10 protein-coding genes are annotated in these 17,297 nt (G+C 46.7%); all 10 read right to left on the reverse strand.

Going from position 1 to position 17,297, the window contains the following annotated elements; all coding sequences use genetic code 11:
* Window positions 1–8: 8 nt before the first annotated feature.
* The 10 genes from NI389_RS19720 to NI389_RS19765 all read right to left on the reverse strand — a co-directional run bounded on the left by NI389_RS19720 (window position 9) and on the right by NI389_RS19765 (window position 17,296).
* A complete protein-coding gene (locus NI389_RS19720) occupies window positions 9–329 on the reverse strand; it encodes a RedY (protein ID WP_308363209.1) in 321 nt (106 codons plus the stop codon).
* Window positions 326–2,620, reverse strand: coding sequence for a beta-ketoacyl [acyl carrier protein] synthase domain-containing protein (locus NI389_RS19725; RefSeq protein WP_308363210.1), 2,295 nt, complete (start codon window positions 2,618–2,620; stop codon window positions 326–328). Before NI389_RS19725 ends, NI389_RS19720 begins: the two co-directional genes overlap by 4 nt.
* Window positions 2,617–4,077: an AMP-binding protein gene (locus NI389_RS19730; RefSeq protein ID WP_308363211.1), complete on the reverse strand. Its 1,461-nt coding sequence runs from the start codon at window positions 4,075–4,077 to the stop codon at window positions 2,617–2,619. The genes NI389_RS19725 and NI389_RS19730 overlap by 4 nt, the downstream gene beginning before the upstream one ends.
* An 18-nt stretch (window positions 4,078–4,095) precedes the next feature.
* Window positions 4,096–6,012, reverse strand: a complete 1,917-nt coding sequence (locus NI389_RS19735) for an aminotransferase class I/II-fold pyridoxal phosphate-dependent enzyme (protein ID WP_308363212.1) — start codon at window positions 6,010–6,012, stop codon at window positions 4,096–4,098.
* Window positions 6,009–6,272, reverse strand: coding sequence for an acyl carrier protein (locus NI389_RS19740; protein WP_308363213.1), 264 nt, complete (start codon window positions 6,270–6,272; stop codon window positions 6,009–6,011). The genes NI389_RS19735 and NI389_RS19740 overlap by 4 nt, the downstream gene beginning before the upstream one ends.
* Before the next feature lie 9 nt (window positions 6,273–6,281).
* Window positions 6,282–7,304, reverse strand: coding sequence for a methyltransferase (locus NI389_RS19745; RefSeq protein ID WP_308363214.1), 1,023 nt, complete (start codon window positions 7,302–7,304; stop codon window positions 6,282–6,284).
* A gap of 10 nt (window positions 7,305–7,314) precedes the next feature.
* Window positions 7,315–9,864, reverse strand: a complete 2,550-nt coding sequence (locus NI389_RS19750; protein ID WP_308363215.1) for an aminotransferase class III-fold pyridoxal phosphate-dependent enzyme — start codon at window positions 9,862–9,864, stop codon at window positions 7,315–7,317.
* The gene (locus NI389_RS19755) at window positions 9,861–12,455 is read right to left on the reverse strand and encodes a biosynthesis protein PigD (protein ID WP_308363217.1); all 2,595 of its coding nucleotides are present in this window, start codon (window positions 12,453–12,455) and stop codon (window positions 9,861–9,863) included. Before NI389_RS19755 ends, NI389_RS19750 begins: the two co-directional genes overlap by 4 nt.
* A gap of 168 nt (window positions 12,456–12,623) precedes the next feature.
* On the reverse strand, window positions 12,624–15,272 hold the full coding sequence (locus NI389_RS19760) for a PEP/pyruvate-binding domain-containing protein (RefSeq protein ID WP_308363218.1): 2,649 nt from the start codon (window positions 15,270–15,272) through the stop codon (window positions 12,624–12,626).
* A complete protein-coding gene (locus NI389_RS19765; RefSeq protein WP_308363219.1) occupies window positions 15,269–17,296 on the reverse strand; it encodes a DUF6041 domain-containing protein in 2,028 nt (675 codons plus the stop codon). The genes NI389_RS19760 and NI389_RS19765 overlap by 4 nt, the downstream gene beginning before the upstream one ends.
* Window position 17,297: the final 1 nt, after the last annotated feature.

The raw sequence follows: 17,297 nt of genomic DNA on the forward strand, positions 1-17,297 counted from the left end.
GCTCTCATTTACTTAAAAATGGCGTAACCTAACCCAATTCGCTCGCCTTCTATTTCTTCTACTACATCAGCCATTTCTGAGAAGCGACTTACTAAACTTTGAAACAAAGGCGTTTGCATATCCACATTGAACGCCTCAACACTACTTAAGCGGATTATCTCAATGAAATGAAATGGCGCATCGGCTGCATCAGATACTTCAACGACATCGAACGCCGCAACGGAGTCCAATGATTCACACGCCCGATAATCGGTCGTTTCGACCCAATCCCGAAAAGCGAGTCGTTGTGACACGTCTTTTAGGCGAATTTTATGTACGATGGTTTTCATGAATGTTCCTTATAAGTCAAAATGAGGTGATAGTTGATACCGCCAGTGCCAAAGGCATTAATCGCTGCGTGTCGAGATTGAGTTGTAGCATGAATTGGCCAACGCTCGCTCTGTTGAAGTACGGTTGCGGGGATCGCTTCAAGCGCAAGCCCTGTATTTAGCTCGCCAAGAATTGGCGTCGGTGGTAACTGCTTGGCTGCAAATGCGGCCCAAATTTTTGATAAGCTAATGGATGCCGCGCCAGCAAAACAATGACCAAAATTGTATTTTGCTGAACCAAGGACTAGAGGCGCCTGCTCCGTTCGATGGTAGTGCTGCGCGATAGATATTGCTTCTGCTTTGTCACCAAGATCAGTACCAGTACCATGAGTTTCAATGTACTGTATTGCGTCTGGTGTAATGTCATTACGTTGTGTGATGGTTTTTTGCATCGCTAACGCTTGGCCTTCAGGGTCTGGGGCGGTCATTGAACGACTGTCGCAAGAGCCTGAAATAGCCATAACCTGACACTTAGGTTCATTCAACATTGGCTCTTTGGCAAAAATGAAGAGACCGCCTCCGTCACCAGGGGTAAAACCATCTGCATGTAAAGCGAATGGCCGAATCCGTGTCGCAGACAGCATCATTTGAGCGCCGCAAAGCACTAAATCGCGTTCTAACGTCGCGCACTCAATACCACCTGTGATCACCACGTCATAACGACCAGATTGCAACGCGCGAATGGCGTTATGAAATGCCGCCATTGAACTTGCACAAGCGGCTTCGACGGCATAACAATCTGCTTCGACACCTAATTTCTCAGCCAGCAGCTCGGCACTGCCGACCCCGCATGCTCCATGCCAACTCCAACGACCGATGTCCGCCAAACGGGTCTTCGGCAATTGCACGGACGCATTCGGCAATGACTGCCATAACGCATTAGCGCCGAGAAGTCGGTCGCTTTGTAGAGATAAATTAGTCGCAACGATAATGGCGACTTTCTTTGCGTCTAGTGAAGGTAACGCTAAATGGTCCGCCGCATTGAGTAGATGCAACTGAGTCACGTCTAAACGCTGACGTTTAGCTGGCATCATGGGCTTTTCAAGTACGGTTTGCATCGCTTCATGAGACGAAAATCCCATGGTATTTTCAATATAGGTACTGAGTTTTTGTGGACTACTACGGAAAAACGCCGTTCGGTCGAGTTGCGCGGTACTGTGTGGTTTTAACGTGTCACGCCCCTTCACCAACGTGTCCCAAAAATCAGCTTGCTGATACCCTTGAGCCGTAATTGGTACTGCGTCAGTGACATAAACAGGCTGGTGATAGGACATCGCATGAGCCGTCGATTCAGCGTTAATCTGCCACGTTACTCCACGCACGCTTTGCCCCATCACTGCCGCTTTACGTTCACTAAACATACCGAGCAGAGAACAAAAGACCTGATTTGCTCCACTAAAGTAGGCTTGTTGGGCTAGTGCATGTGACGTTTTTTTAGAGGTGACGTCACCGAGTTCAGCGATGATTTTAAACTCATTCTGTTTAGCGGTTTCAAGCGTACATACCACCAACGTCACCGCACCTTCTAACCAATATCGAGCTTTTACACCAATGCTTTGTAAAAGGTCGATTTGCGCGGGTTGATGGAAACATTGCACCGAAGTAAGTACAGCAACCTTTGAATCGCTGTGTCGCAACGCATCCTTAGCAATTTCGACTAATCGAAGGCCTCCTAAGTCCGCAGCATCAATGGTCTGACATTTGCCTCGCGTTTTTGCAAAGTGCGCAATACGAGAGGGAATGCTTGATGCCATTTCCCCAACACGGTCATGGGAAGACGCACCAAATTGCGAGGCAAGCTCCAATTTAAAGTCATCAATCCGTGATTTGATAGCCTCATCTGACAACTGTTGTTCGCGTAATTGCTCCGCGTAACGTTTAATCGCCATAATTTTGGTCGCGTTTCGATATGCCGCATCACTTCCAAGATGAATTGCACAATACTGATCCGTAAAATCGCGCAGCGCTTCACCTAAAGTTAGACCTCTTAGTGCATTGTCCGCAGCCAAAAGCGCGAGTCTTGTTTCTCGACTTACTGCTTTTCGGAACAAAGGAGGGATAGAAAACTTTTTGTAATCGAAGTTTACGGCATAGTGAGGAGCCCCTTTAATTGCTTCTCCTGCTACTTTAAATGGGTAGTCTTGTGGCGTTGGTAAGTTAGCATCAAACGGCAATCCATCTAATCCGTAATCAAACGAAAACGCCGTTCCTACGGCAATAACCGCTAAGGGCAAATCGTGATGTTCTATCATGCAGGCTCAACCTCCGAAAGACGCTTTCGTTCGACTTTACCATTGGCATTCAAAGGGATTTGTGACGTCACAATGACTTTGTGAATAAGCATGTACGGCGGTAAATGTTCGGATAAAAAGCGCTTTAAGCTCAGCAAGGATAATTTAGCCGTGTCGGGCGCTTGTTCTATCACCGCGACCAATTTCTGCTGCATTTCGCCCAGTTCAACGTAAACCGCTGCATGTAAAATATCCGCGTGACGGTGAAGTACGGCTTCGATTTCGCCGAGTTCAACGCGATAGCCGTTAATTTTAACCATTTGGTCTATTCGACCACGATAAATCAAACCCTCTTCCGTCTGCTCAACTAAATCCCCAGTAGGGTGAACATGCTCTTTGTGCAGTTTAGAGACACGCGGCAAGGTGATATTGCGGTACCCTGGCGTAACACAAGGTCCTTCAATCAATAGCTCACCTTGAACACGCAGTTCAGTGGACACCGGGTAGCGCTCGCCATATTCATCTTCGATATAGCCTTTAAGCCCTGTTAGAGGCATCCCAATAGGCAAATGGGCGAAAGTCTCTAGCTTTGCTTTAGGTACTTCGTACGCCGTGCACACGTTCGTTTCTGTCGGTCCATACCAATTGCTCAAACGACAGGTTTCAGTAAGACAAGGGATCAAACGTTGCAAAAGCCCCACTGGATAGGGTTCTCCTGCAAAAATGACTTCACGTAAGGTCTTCGATGAATCGACATTAAATTGCCCTGATTTTTCCAGCATGACCAACATTGAGGGTACGCTATACCAAACGGAGACTTGATGGCGTGCGATACCTTCAATGAGAAGACTGGGATCTTTTTGTTCGTGCTCTTGAATTACCCAGACACTTGCCCCGACAGACACCGCGGCAAATAAGTCGAAGGTACTTAAATCAAACGCGAAGCTTGCATGGTTCGACAACACGTCGCTGGCGCTTAATTGCGTGTCTTTCACTGCCCAATCGACAAAAAAGGACAGCATCGCATGGGTTATTTGCACGCCTTTTGGGGTGCCGGTAGATCCTGACGTATACAGCACACAAGCCAATTCAGACTCGGTCATCGCGCTGAGATCAAATTGCTCATCTAAGCTGAGTTCTTGAGCACAATTTGACGTCAGCCATACATCGTCAATGACCAAACTCGGTTTTGCTGCGATGCGAATTTTCGTTTTACGCTCATCAGGCTGGCTGTAGTCAAGCGGTACGTAGTAAAGACCCGACATCCAAGAGGCATAAATTGCCGCAACCGCATCAAACGATTTTGGTAAATCAATTAAAACGGCTTGAGACTCTGCAAGGTTTAGCGCTGAGATAGCGCGGTGAATTTGAACAGCCCGTGTTGCGAGTTGTTCATAAGAATAGTGTCTATCGCCACAAATGAGTGCAGTCGCCGTTGGCGACTGCACTGCAAATTGAAGGAGGCGCTGTATAAACATACTCTCGGCCTCCTGTGGTTAAGCTTTTAACTGATGACTGTTTGCACTTCCAAAGCTGATTGGTACGCCAACCTCAAGTGCCGCTTCGACTAGAATCGCGTAGGCTTCATCTAAGTCTTGTTTCGTGTGTTCGCTGGTAATACTGATACGTAAGCGTGCATCACCAACACTGACGCCCGGGAAAACTACCGTTTGACAATACATACCACGCGCACGAACCGCGCGGCCAAAGGCCAACGTCTTCGCGTCATCACCAACCACGATTGGAACAATCGCCGAGTCAGAGTTTTCAAGGTCAAAACCAGCTTGCAGCAACATCGTACGGAAATAATAGATGTTGTCCCAAAGCTGCGTTAAGCGCTCAGGTTCTCTAAGCATTATGTCGATCGATGCAATTACACCGGCCGCCACGTGCGCAGGGATTGTCGCAGCAAACACGTACGAATTTGAATAGAAACGTAAGAAGTCGACGACATCCCCATCAGCACATACAAACCCGCCAAGCCCAGACAACGCCTTACTCATTGTGCCCAACTCGATGTCGACCTGACCTTTCATATTGAAGTGCTCAGTCGTACCCGAACCGGTTTTTCCCAATACCCCTGTTGAGTGTGCATCATCAACCAAAACCCGCGCACCATAACGCTCTGCAAGCTTCATTAGACGAGGAAGATCGACCACATCACCGTGCATACTAAACACACCATCTGTGACGATGAGTTTACCGCCAGGATGATCTGCGTATTTCGCGAGTGATTTTTCTAAACTGGTCAGTGAATGGTTATAGATTTTACGCTGAGCACCTGAGAGTTTTATGCCGTCTTGAATACTCATGTGGTTGATCGCGTCCGTAAACACGATGTCGTTTTTCCCTGTTAGCGCTGAAATACACCCAAGGTTTGCGGAATAGCCTGATGGGTAAACGATACAACCTTCGCGACCTTTAAGTTTCGCCAGTTTGCGCTCAAGCTCTAGGTGCAAAACGTTACTGCCAGCAATAATACGACAGCCTGTATTGGTCGCACCAAAACTTCCCGCCGCATCTTGGATAGCCGCAATGACTTCAGGGTGGTTTGATAGACCTAAATAGCTGTTGGAGCCGAACATCAAAAACTCACGGCTTTGACCTGTTGTTTCGTCAAAGATCACCGCTCGATTCTTACAAGGGGTTTCAAGCGGCATGCCGTACCAGAACAATTGTTGTTCTTTCTTACGCTCATAGAATGTTTTGAATTCACGCGCCTTATGGAACAAATCAGGGTGTTGGAGACCAACAAAATCACGCATCGTGCGCGTGTCACCATCGCCCACTTCAATAGTGTGCACTTTTTCTTCGTTTGATTCCTCGATTGCGGCTTCCGTATTCGCGTGAGCGCTACCTTCAAATTGCCAAGCGTCGCCATGGTGTGATTTCACCAACGCATCGAGTGTAGCGTGAAGCTCAGCCAAGGTTTTTGCCGTAGCAAGTGTCGTTGATTCCGGCAAATTCAAACGCTTCAATAACTCGCCTTGAGCAGATACGATGGTAATTGAATCAATGCCAAGATCACTCTCAATTTCAGCATGATCATTCAAATCCGACGTGGCATATCCGCTAAATTCAGACACAACCTCGTAAACTTGTGACTTAAGCCAATCAACGTCAACAGACGACGTTTCTTTTGCATTTTGTGCAGCGATCCTGACACCTAAAGCACTTAGCTTGCCTATGACATCCGAAATTGTTTCGACACCTTGCGTTGTCAGAGGCGTTTCTAATGCAAATTCCTTCGTTAGTGCCGCCATTACTTCAGCCAGCGCTATTGAATCGATACCAAAATCATTTTCTAAGTGACTGGTTGTATCCAATTGCTCTGGCGCGTATTCCGTTAAGGTTGCAAAAGTCTTGATAGTCACGTTTGTAATAGCGTGGTGCGATTGTGCTTGTTCACTCATGCCGTCGCTCCTTGTGTCTGGTTGTGTTGTAGGGTGTCACACAGCGCGACCATTGCCGCAATCGTGGCGAAATTCCCCGGATGAATATCCTGCATACCAATGTTTAAATTGGTCTGGGCTTTAAGAAAGTCGACAAGATCGAAAATAGCCGCTGAATCAACAATGTTTAGCTCAAACAACGGTGTATCTAATTCAAGCCCATCACGTTCACCATCAAGAAACTGCGTGGCGATAAAGTCCGTTAATTTTTCTTTCAACATAGTGCTTCCTTACGCTGTTTTTTCGCCCACAATAAGCATTCGAGGGCCAGGAATTTCTAAAATACGTGCATTGCTAAATCCAGCTTGCTTGAATCGCTCTAGATATTCGGACGTGCTACTTTCAATACCGCCATCCGTCGACACCAACATGTTCAATGAAAGCAGAGCCGTGAATTCAGGACCGGATTTATCATCATTCAACGGGGTTTCTGACGCGATGAAACGACCGCCTGCAGGCATCGCATTGTAGATATTGCGTAAAATGGTCACTTGCGTATCCGGTGCATAATCGTGCAGCATCCAACCCAAATGGATGAGATCAAAATCACCGATCGGTAAATAGCCTTTGATCACATCACCTTCGACCACATCAATACGCTCGCCATAGCCTTGTGAACCCAATTTATCGCGGAGGAACGCCGACGCCTGTGGCAATTCACAAATCGCGAGTTTCACGTCCGGGAACGCATTCGCAACGGCGATTGGTAGCGACCCGATACCACTGCCAATATCGAGAAATGCGCGATGTTGAGAAAAATCGTATTGGCTGACAAAGCCTTCAATAAACGGCTGAGCGAATTTACCAAGAAACTCTTGGAAGTCAGCAACGTCGTCTGGGTTTTGATACAGGATGTCAAACCAGCTACGATTGTCACCAAAGACCGCTTCTCGCTGATTAGAGTCGGTTTTTACTGCTTCTGGTAATTGCTCCCAAAGCGGGTAAAGGAACGTATCAATGTGGCGTCCTAACCAGCCCAACCACAAAGGCTGATCGCTTAACAAAAACGCATGATGTTCTTCTGGCAATACGTACGTATCACCTTCTTTTTGCAAATACCCCATCGCATGCAGTGCGATAAGCAATTGTTCGGTGGAACGTACTGGGCTTGCAATTTTCGCTGCAACTTGCTGCGCGTTTAGACCACCTTTTTTAAAGTGGTCGAATACTTTTAAAGAAAGCGCAGAAGTGACGGCTTTTGCCTGAAAAAAGCCCATCATGTGGTTTACTACGTCTTGTTTGTTGAGTGTCATAAAAACTTCCTTAGTCTAAAAATGTGGACATTTCTTCACAAACAGTGGCAAAAGCACTGACGAAGCGATCGATTTCGTCCTTTGAGATAATCAGTGGAGGTTGAATACGGATAACCGTTGAACTGTTCGCGGTAACGAACGTCAAAATTTGATGATCAATACAGAACTTGGTCACAAATTTCAGACAGAACATTTCACCTAATGATTGTTCCATGCGCGTCATGGCCGCTTGCAAATGTTCGCGAACAGGATCTGGCAAGAATTTCCATGTGGTATGCCAATCGCCCGGTAAACGAGTAGCGAACTCTCGAGCAGATGCTGCAACCGCACCATCGAACGTTTGCTCAAATTGAATTCCCAACATGAGACCGCGACCACGGACTTCAGCAACAAACGGGTACTTATCCGCAACCGCTTGCAATTGTGCTTTGAAATAACCACCTAGCTCTTCTGAGCGTTTTGGTAAGTCAGTGGCGATAATTTCACGAATCGCCGCAAGGGCGGCTACAGAGGCAATATTGCCACCACCAAAAGTGGATGTATGGAGTAAAAATCGGTCAGATGTGCCGTAAGCCGTTTGCCAAACGCTGTTTTTACATAATGTGGCACCAATCGGGATTAGGCCGCCTGAAAGTGACTTAGAAAGCATGATCACGTCCGGTTCAATGCCTTCCCACTCACAAGCGAAAAGCTTACCTGTGCGGCCAAGCCCCGTTTGAATTTCATCGACCATCAATAACGTGCCCGTTTCCTGACACAGCGCTTGTACGGCTTGCAAGTAACCTTCAGGTGGCACATGTACGCCGCCTTCACCTTGGATTGGCTCAAGAATAAAGGCACCGACATCATCACGTGACAACGCAATACGTAGCGCGTCTAAATCTGCAAATGGCACTTCGACCATGGCACTTAATAAAGGCTGGAAAAACGTACGATGTTTTTCTCGTCCCGTAAGGGACAATGCACCGAGTGTTTTACCATGGTAGCTGTTTTTCAGATAAGCAATCCCTGCTTTACCCGTCGCGGCTTTTGCCAGTTTTATTGCCGCTTCGACCGCTTCAGTCCCTGAGTTACTGAAAAAAACTTTCCCCATATTACCTGGTGCTACATGACACAATACTTCCGCAAGTTTCGCCGTTTGCTCTGGAATGGAGATGTACTGAATAAAGTTCGGGCCTTGCGCTTGCAAGTAGTCACTTACTGCTTTAGTCACTGCTGTTGGGTTATGCCCTAAGTTCAAACAGCCATACCCTGCAACCATATCCATGTACGTTTCACCATTGACCGTCCTTAATGATGTGCCATGTGCTTGATTGAAAACGTGGTCGCAGCGTTGCTGCTTTAAAAATTCAACCAACATCGGGTTCACGAATTGGTGGTGACGGTCTAGCGTATCTTCTCGAGAAGGTGAGGCGTGGATCACCGCATCAATGAATTCGAGCGTTTTTGTCTCGCTATTCGATTGCCCATAAATATCTTGATGGTAGTAACGCTTTAAGTTCGTCACGTGCTGCGCATCAATTTTTTCACCAAACGATGCCAATGGGTAGGCGTAAAAACCGTGTTTCTCGGCAAGTTCCCCAATTTCAAGCACTTGCTCTGGAGGCAAATAACGGCCGAGAGAGAAGGTTTCTGCACGGCCTTCGAGGGCAAGCACGATGGTTTCGGCCATGCAGCCATTGAGCTGTTGCTTTATGGTGACATTTAACGATTCACCACCCAGTTTCACCGCATCTGTTGCCGTCACACAGCCACCGTCGATAATCAGAATATCGTCACGTGCCGGGCGTTCATTCACATTCACATCGCGAGGTAATGCAACATCGATAAAAATAGAGCCTGGCTGAAGAGACTCGACATCTATAATGCCGCCAGCAGAAGTCGCACCAACAAACAATTTGCACGCTGAGTACAGATCTGCAGGGTTACCAGTCAGCGTCACGCGATGGTGATACTTCTCTGGTAAATGTGATAACAGTTCCGCTTTATCCGTGTGTGATGCCCGGTGAAGTAATGCGAGGTTAAACCCTTCAGCAAGAAGCAAGCGACTCAATGCCAAACAAATAGAACCCGGGTAACCCACCACCCCTATGGTCTGCATTTCAGGGTTCACATCAAGCCATGAGGTAATTTGCATCATCGCTTTATAACCCGCATACGTGGTCAGTGAGTTTCCAGACGTTACCGGTACAGGGGCTTTGGCAGCCGTGGCCTCACCACGACGACCAACGATAGACGTAAATCCACCTAGGCCCACGAGTTCGGCGCCATCCGAATGCAACTCTTCTATCCCTGCGAGGACTCGATTCGCAATTGCCCGAGGATCCGCCAGCATCTCTTCTGCTGTCAATGGCATGTATTTCACCAAGCCTTCACACGTAGCACCACTGGCTGAAGTGATTTTGGCAAAATTCATGAAGGAAACAAGATTAGACTTTGACCACTCGCTGCGCTTATATCCGTTATGTTGCTCATTAGTATGACGCTGCAACAAATCAAGCATTTTTACGTAGCGTTTCAGCCCTACGGACGTCGGGTGTGCAATAAATCCAAACTTCATAGTGACACTCCTTGTTGGGTACTATCTTCAAATGTCGGACTGTGTTGAGTCTCTGATAATTGAGCCTGCGCACGACGAGCTTCAAGCTCGGCCAAATCGCCAGGATCGCGCTGCCAACCTTTCGCTGTTGCCAATGACATGCCATCGCCTTCGTTGTTGTGGCCAAGCACAACAGAGAACAAATTCAGTCGGCGTTTTGAGGTGAGCGCTTCACGAATAGACGTTTCATCGAATCGAGTCAGCGTTTTGTTTTGAACCGTGAAATCACCAACATCGAGTGAATACTCTGGTTGGTCAATATTCACCAAACGCATTTGGCGAGAAGTACGGTTAAACAAAATGCGTTCTTGATAAGTGTTGATCACCGACAAACCGCCATTACAGAAGTAAAATACCGTGATGCTTTTATCCAAAAGTTCAGGGTGGCTTAAAATGTTGTCGATAAAGCTAGGTAAAATGTCAGGTACAATGCCTTTTGCGCCATCGCCGATAAACGCAATTACGTTCGTGTTACTCGTGAACGCGAGGTAGGTAGACGCAAGTAGTGCATCGCCCATCAGAGCTCGCCCGTACCATCCCGAGAATCCTCGACGTGTTTTTGCCACGTTACGAACAGCAGAAATACCGCAACGACCCACGTCATAAACCCCCGTGTAATCAAACCCATCTTGCTCAATGAGCGACTCAACGACGCCATTAAGTTGACTAAAGAAGTAGTTGGGTGACATAGGAAGGGTAGGGAGCTTACTGATCACATCCGATTGCGAATCCACGTAGCTATGAATGTTCGCCACACGTTTCGCTTTTAGCTCGTCTGAGACGTTTAAGTTATCTTTGATGGCCTGTAAAAACGCCAAGCAATTCATATTTACTTTAACGTCTGCATAAGGCGATAGATGGTGCTCGTTATGTGTAACTTGAACAACATGAACTTTACGTTCTAAACGCGCATCAGAGAAAGGCGTCGCTACCTGTGCCACACGACTTTTAATCATAAATAAGCTTTGCTCAGACAGCTCATTGAGTTTGTCGTTGGTGTGGAAGAAGTGATAAACCTTTGGCGTATAACCGTAAATCGCCAACGTTCCCAAAAAATGCGGATTCCGCTTACCTTGGTAATACTTCGGTACAGAACCTGGGTGCGCTAAGGTGTCAACTAACGCGATACCCGCTTGTTCAGCAATTTCATGCACTAGCGCATATTCGTCTTCCGTCACTGGACCTAACTGCCACACCAATTTCTCGGGTCCTTTATTGACCAAATCAATTGCCTGTTTAAGCGCATCAGATTGAGGAAGTACTTGCTCATTCTCAATCACTTCAGGGATGATTTCTTCAATCGCTTTATCGAGTGGCAATGAAGACTCAAGCACGTTTTGAGTGGCCAAGATCACAACCGGTCCTTTGCCTTGATGGAACAACTCAAATGCACGCGCCAAATCCGCCGTTATATTCTCGACTTCGTCCATATACACGTAAGGGATCCCACGCGCTTCAAATACTTGGCGAGTATCTTCTGTTGCGGTGATCGTGCCTTGGAAACTGTACCACTGGCTTAAACGGTTTTCTGCAGCAACGATAATCCCTTGGGCAGCCGTTTCTTTTAGGTTGATTAATGTCCCCTTAAACTCGTCCAACATACCCGATGTCACCACGGCTAAAAACGGTTTACGGTAGAGCTGCCAGTTCGCGATTGCGCCACATGCAATCGCATGTTCATTTTGACCACGCAATACAAGCCCGCCTTGTGATGAGGCATGACGGTCTAAGTGACCTATCAAATTCGACACAACAGAACCGGTGAAATAGGACACGAGCCAATTACCTGGCGCCGTGCGACCAAAGAACTTGATGAGTTCTTCGCCCAACGTATTGTGCGGTTCAGCGCATCCGGTAGGTTTCACTCGACGGTTGGTGTAATTCATTTCAAAGAAATCCATCCACAAACAAAGAAGTTCTGTTTGGAAGGTGCCAGGGTCTTCTGAACGCACAATTTCACGATATTGCTGAGGCAAATAACGGATCGGGGTGCGTAAATCACGGATAAATGTGACGGTCGAGAAAGTCGAATAAAACGCCGGGATGCCCACTTTATGCATTGCGCGGTAAAACGCATCAAGGTCACGGTCAATTTGGTCAATTTTATCGTCGGTATACCCTAATGACGTTTGATCATAAAACACCATGCCCACTTGAAATTCAGGGTGTTCGGCTAACGCGTTGGCGTGAATGATGCGACCCGTCGCTTCCGCTAAACTGGCACATTGGATCACTTCAATGTTAATGGTTTTCTTTTGATTGCGAAGAAAATGGATCGCTTTCTCTTTTGCCTCAGAATACAGCTCGCTCTGTGCAAGTGCTGAAAGCTTTAATGGGATCTCGGCTGAAATTTGAACACGTTTGAACACATAATCTCGAATGTCATTCAACACACCCAGACCCGTTTGAAAAAATGCTGGATCTTTCGTTACAACAACTACGCCCACCGTAATGGTGTCTTTCTTTGAATTCGTCGTTGTGGCTTCGTTGGCATGCCACACTTGCTCATAAAGGTGTGATGCTGACGTTGTTTTTCCTATCATGGTTGTCATGATGAATTCCTTATGCTGCCATCTAGGTTTCGTCGGCGTTGACGGCTTTTTAGGCACGACAAAGCCCACAGTGGCTTGGCATACCTATGCCCGCCATCCATTTGTTGCTTATTGAAATTGGCTATCTTGTAAAGGGGGTTTACACCCCCACAGGACTCAAGATGTAAGTTATTCGCGTTGAATAATGACCACGCCCTCATCACCGTCGAGGATTAAGGTATCGCCGCTTTCAATCGCTGTTGTTGCATGGTGCAAATTAACCACTGCAGGAATACCGAATTCCCTCGCGACAATACAGCTATGAGAAAGTGTCGAACCAATATCGGTGATAACACCCGCCGCCAAGGCAAAAAGAGGTGTCCAACTCGCGTCCGTGTATTTCGCCACGAGAATTTCGCCCGGTTTCAGCTCTTTTGCCTGCGTTTGCAAATCCGTAATGACACGAGCCTTAGCGACAATTTTGCCTGGACTTGCCGCAAGTCCGTTAAATGAATTTTGGCCCTCGGCCACGGCAGCTTTGACCTTTGGTGTATAGCCACCAATGATGCACATTGGAGGTTCTTCAGCATGTACATTCAACAAATGAGCGTGGCGATTCGCGTCGAGCAATTTCTGAGAAAATGCCTCTTGTGGCGCAATTTCGCCGGCAACGTATGCACGGAATTGGTTAAAGTCGATGTACGGCAAATCTTCTTTTGACACGATCCCTTGATTCTCTAAACGGCCAAGGACTTCAAGAATGATTTTGCGATAGAACCATGTTTCGGTGATAAAGGTAGGACGCGTCGCCTCACGTCGTTCAGCCATCACACCGTATAATTTAATGATGTTTTTAAGTTTGAAGCGTCCTAGCCAAGGCATTGCATTGAGAAGTGCATCGCTGTCAGCTTGTCGAAGTGCTTCGGTTTGCGCCAATTTAGCTTCTAAATCAACCGGATGCTCTAAATACATTTTCATTACTTGAAGCAAATAGGTTGGGTCGTCGCGCCAACGAGGTAAGCTCAACTCAAACTCTTGGCGACCACGCGAGCCAAACTCAGCTAAAAACGCTTCAAATTCATTGTTCCAGAACACTTTACCTAATGGATGTTCGGGTAGAATTTTTACTAACTCATCCGCTTCTGTGGCCATGAACAGCGAACGTAGTTCTGCGTTTGGTGCAACAACATCCACCAAATCGAGGATCCCGCGCGTTACTTCAATGGTACGAAGGTTGTTCATCGATGCTTTAATCCGGTTTTGCAATCCATTACCTTCGTTTGGCAAATAATGCTGACAGGTTTCGGCTAGTGCATCGTAAAGGGCAAACGATTGTAAAAAGAACGGCATATACGCAGCACAACTTTCCAAGAAGTAGCCATCAATACGTTTTAATTCTGTATTCAATTCCGTCAGAGAAAGATTCGCTAAGTCCAAAGCAAGGAAACGTTTGGTTTCTCTTTCGCGAAGCGAAATCATGTTTTCAACGGTTTTCCCTGCTGTACGCATGTTGTGAACTTGTTGTTTCAACCAATGCCACGCACTTTTCGTGTATGCCCAGCCATCGACACCTTCGCCATACGGGTTTTTGTAATTCGTAAAGTCGATATCTGATGTTGCATAACGCGTGGTAAATTTCATCTGATCGCGTGTTGGAGGACATTGACGGAGCAACATCGCAGAACCAGAAATATTGAGATAAACCTGACCTTGGATGTAGCCCATATAAATAGACCAATCACCAATATCAGCTAACCCCATCGTTTTGACTGCTGGGCCATGAATGTGTTTTTGATAAAACTCACAAAATGACAAGCCGAGCGGCGTCATCAAACCAGTAACGATTTCCCCCGTGTCCATACGAGAAAAGAACGCACCTTCTTTAATTGGCTGGGACGTTTCCCATGGGTTTGCATAGACAACACTCGACGCTTGATTGGTCGTCGTAACAGGACGTGCCTGCAACAACCATACTTTGTCGTCTTTTACTGCCCACTCGATGTCCAATGCACAGCAGTAAAGCGTTTCAGCTTGCTTTGCAAGTGTCCACAATTGCTCTAAATGGTGCGCCGTCAAACAGGCACTGTCGCGTTTTTCTGTTGGTGTTTCAACCAAGGCAATGTGACCATTTTCTTGACGTATACAATAGTGAGATTTATGACGTAATTGTTTTTCAACACATTCTCCGCTCACTTTGTCTAACGTGAAGGTATCCGTAGAAACTTGCCCAGAGACAACGCCTTCTCCCAATCCCCAACAACCATCAATAACCAATCTGTCTTCGCGGTTGGAGATGGGGTCACGAGTAAACAAAACCCCCGCACAATCAGCGGCCACCATCGTTTGCAGTACAACAGCAATGGCCGTTTGTGAGGCATCTGCATTGCGATAACCCGCAGCGCGCTCAGCCCAAAGCGATGCCCAGCACGCTTGCACTTTATTCAATACCGCTTCTTGCCCATTGATGTGTAAGTACGTTTCATATTGACCCGCAAAAGACTGACTTTGACCATCTTCATCCAGCGCTGAAGAACGCACGGCAACATCGCTACTTGACCCTAAATGCTCATACGCTGAGACAATGGCATCACGAATCGCATCCGGTAAATTAGCCTCGAGAATCGCGCTGCGAATTTGTTCAAGATCACCGCTATTCATCACTTCGCTTGGCACTGCGTCACCGATAAACTGTTCATAGGCGTGTGCAGTCACACAAAACGCTGGCGGTACTGGTAAACCTGCCTGCACTAAGTGATTAAGCGAGTGTGCTTTACCACCGAGACTCGTCCTTTCTAGCGTGTTATTACCCGTAATTTCTACGACGTATGAAGAACTCATAAAACTACCTCCGAAGTGTCGCGCTTGTCTTGATTAGATAGGTGAGGTTGAACCGCGTCACGAACACGCCTAACCGCAATATGTGCAGCCGCAATAGCACTTTCGATGTTACCAACGCCAATACTATCTTGGTTGGCGAAATGAATGTGACCGATTGATTGACTTGCCGTTTCAAATAGTTGCTGCGCTTGCTGACCCATCACGGATGTCACGAGCCCTTGCGGCCAATACCATATTTGAATGTCTTCAACGATGTTCGGATTAATACCTTGATTTTCAAGCACGCGCGCAATTTCAAAGTAACTTTGTTGTTGAAGACCAAAGAAATCCTCTTTCGCTGTCTGTCCTTGGCGCTCATCTCGAGTTGTCGGCTTGAGCATTGTTAGTACCCCGACATTGCTTTTCGTGGTGTCATCCATCCAGTTCGCTACTAAACACGTACCAGCTCGGCACCACGAGAAAGGTGAGTTTTTCGGTGCCGGTTCAATCATGTATCCACCGAATGACGAGGTCATAACAGGTTTGGTCAATAATGCGTTAGCGAGATAATAGTCTTCGTGTCGAATCGCTTGAATTGCGTCCAGTTGTGCTTTTGGAATATCGTCGAAAAGCGCAGTAAACGCAGGCTTCGGTGCAGCCCAAATAAGTTGTTTGGCTACAATAGTGAACGCTTGTTCTCCTCGTTCAAAGGCAATCTGCACACCCTCATTGATGTTCTCAAGTGCAGTAACCTTCGCCTCATTCGCCAGCGTGACATTTTTCTTCGCGCTCAAATAATTGTTCAATGCACTACTAATGTTGCCATTTCCGCCAGCTAACGTGACTAAATTGCCTCGCAGATAACCAACCAAGAAATGCAATCCAACATACGCTGATACTTGATGGATATCTAAACACTCGACACGAAGCGTTGTCTCAACGGCGTTTTCAACCAATTTGCCCAATTTTTTAGGTGGCACTAGGTGTTCTGGAAGTTCTGGTCGATTAGCTTCATCAAACAAGTAGGTATACAAAGACATTTTGTCCATAACAGCCATATCGGTTTGAGACCAAGCGTCGTTCTCAACAAACGGTACAGCAGGATACAGCGGCTTACTCGGATGAAAATTGTCTAAGAATTGATAAAGGTCAGCAAAGATGGGATCGCCCAATTGCTTAGGTGAAACCACATAAGGCTTACCGATCAAGGCGTTTTTCAACAATTGGCCCGTTAACGCCCACACCGACGGTTTAATCAGATAACTCGGAAATTTTAAGAAACCAACAGTAACCTCAAGGATTGAACTTAATAACAACTTCGTGTCAAAAAAGACTAACGTTGCCGCAGCACTATTCTTGTAAGCATCGGCTAATCCAAGCTTCTTCAACAATGCGGCCATTTGCGAGCCTGGTTGTGGTTCCTGAAAACAAACCCCCGCGGTTGGGTGCTTTAAATTATCATGCAAGTGAAAGCGCGCATTGCCGCCAAATGTTGGACTCTTTTCAAGCACTAATACTCTCGCGTCTTCAAATTCACTCGCAGCGGTCAAACCGGATACACCACCACCGACGATGACAACATCGTACTGGCTATCAAACACATTTGACTCCGGTCGTTTTAAGCTTTTAGGCTCTGAGAATTTTTTACTGAGAAGTGCCTTGAGTTTTGGTAAACGTTGATGCTGTAAACGCAAGAAATAAAGCGATGCAAGTATAAAAATACTATCTAGAAATATGACTTTAGGTTCGGCGCGGTGCAATATTGTCATAAAGACCACCATCATCGCCAACTGCGCATATATCACTCGCTTCACCCAACGAGGATTGAGCCAAAGCGCTAAACCAGAACCGAATAAACAAATGCCTACAAACGCAGACATCAACATGCCATGCTCTGCAAACCACAGACTCGGTGCATAATACCAAGTTCCTTCATTTGCTTTTGCTGCACGCGCAAGTATCTCCGGAATATTTTCAAGCGCAGGAAACGCTTTGCCAATCCCAGCTAACATATATAGAACCGCAAAAATACGTTGAATAACCATG

The organism is Pseudoalteromonas xiamenensis (genome assembly GCF_030994125.1).
GTDB lineage: Bacteria > Pseudomonadota > Gammaproteobacteria > Enterobacterales > Alteromonadaceae > Pseudoalteromonas > Pseudoalteromonas xiamenensis_B.

Bases quoted from the DNA above. Each gene is read 5' to 3' on its own strand.
- NI389_RS19725 (WP_308363210.1), bottom strand. From the start codon at position 2,620: ATGATAGAACATCACGATTTGCCCTTAGCGGTTATTGCCGTAGGAACG.
- NI389_RS19720 (WP_308363209.1), bottom strand. From the start codon at position 329: ATGAAAACCATCGTACATAAAATTCGCCTAAAAGACGTGTCACAACGA.
- NI389_RS19745 (WP_308363214.1), bottom strand. From the start codon at position 7,304: ATGACACTCAACAAACAAGACGTAGTAAACCACATGATGGGCTTTTTT.
- NI389_RS19760 (WP_308363218.1), bottom strand. From the start codon at position 15,272: ATGAGTTCTTCATACGTCGTAGAAATTACGGGTAATAACACGCTAGAA.
- NI389_RS19765 (WP_308363219.1), bottom strand. From the start codon at position 17,296: ATGGTTATTCAACGTATTTTTGCGGTTCTATATATGTTAGCTGGGATT.
- NI389_RS19740 (WP_308363213.1), bottom strand. From the start codon at position 6,272: ATGTTGAAAGAAAAATTAACGGACTTTATCGCCACGCAGTTTCTTGAT.
- NI389_RS19730 (WP_308363211.1), bottom strand. From the start codon at position 4,077: ATGTTTATACAGCGCCTCCTTCAATTTGCAGTGCAGTCGCCAACGGCG.
- NI389_RS19755 (WP_308363217.1), bottom strand. From the start codon at position 12,455: ATGACAACCATGATAGGAAAAACAACGTCAGCATCACACCTTTATGAG.
- NI389_RS19735 (WP_308363212.1), bottom strand. From the start codon at position 6,012: ATGAGTGAACAAGCACAATCGCACCACGCTATTACAAACGTGACTATC.
- NI389_RS19750 (WP_308363215.1), bottom strand. From the start codon at position 9,864: ATGAAGTTTGGATTTATTGCACACCCGACGTCCGTAGGGCTGAAACGC.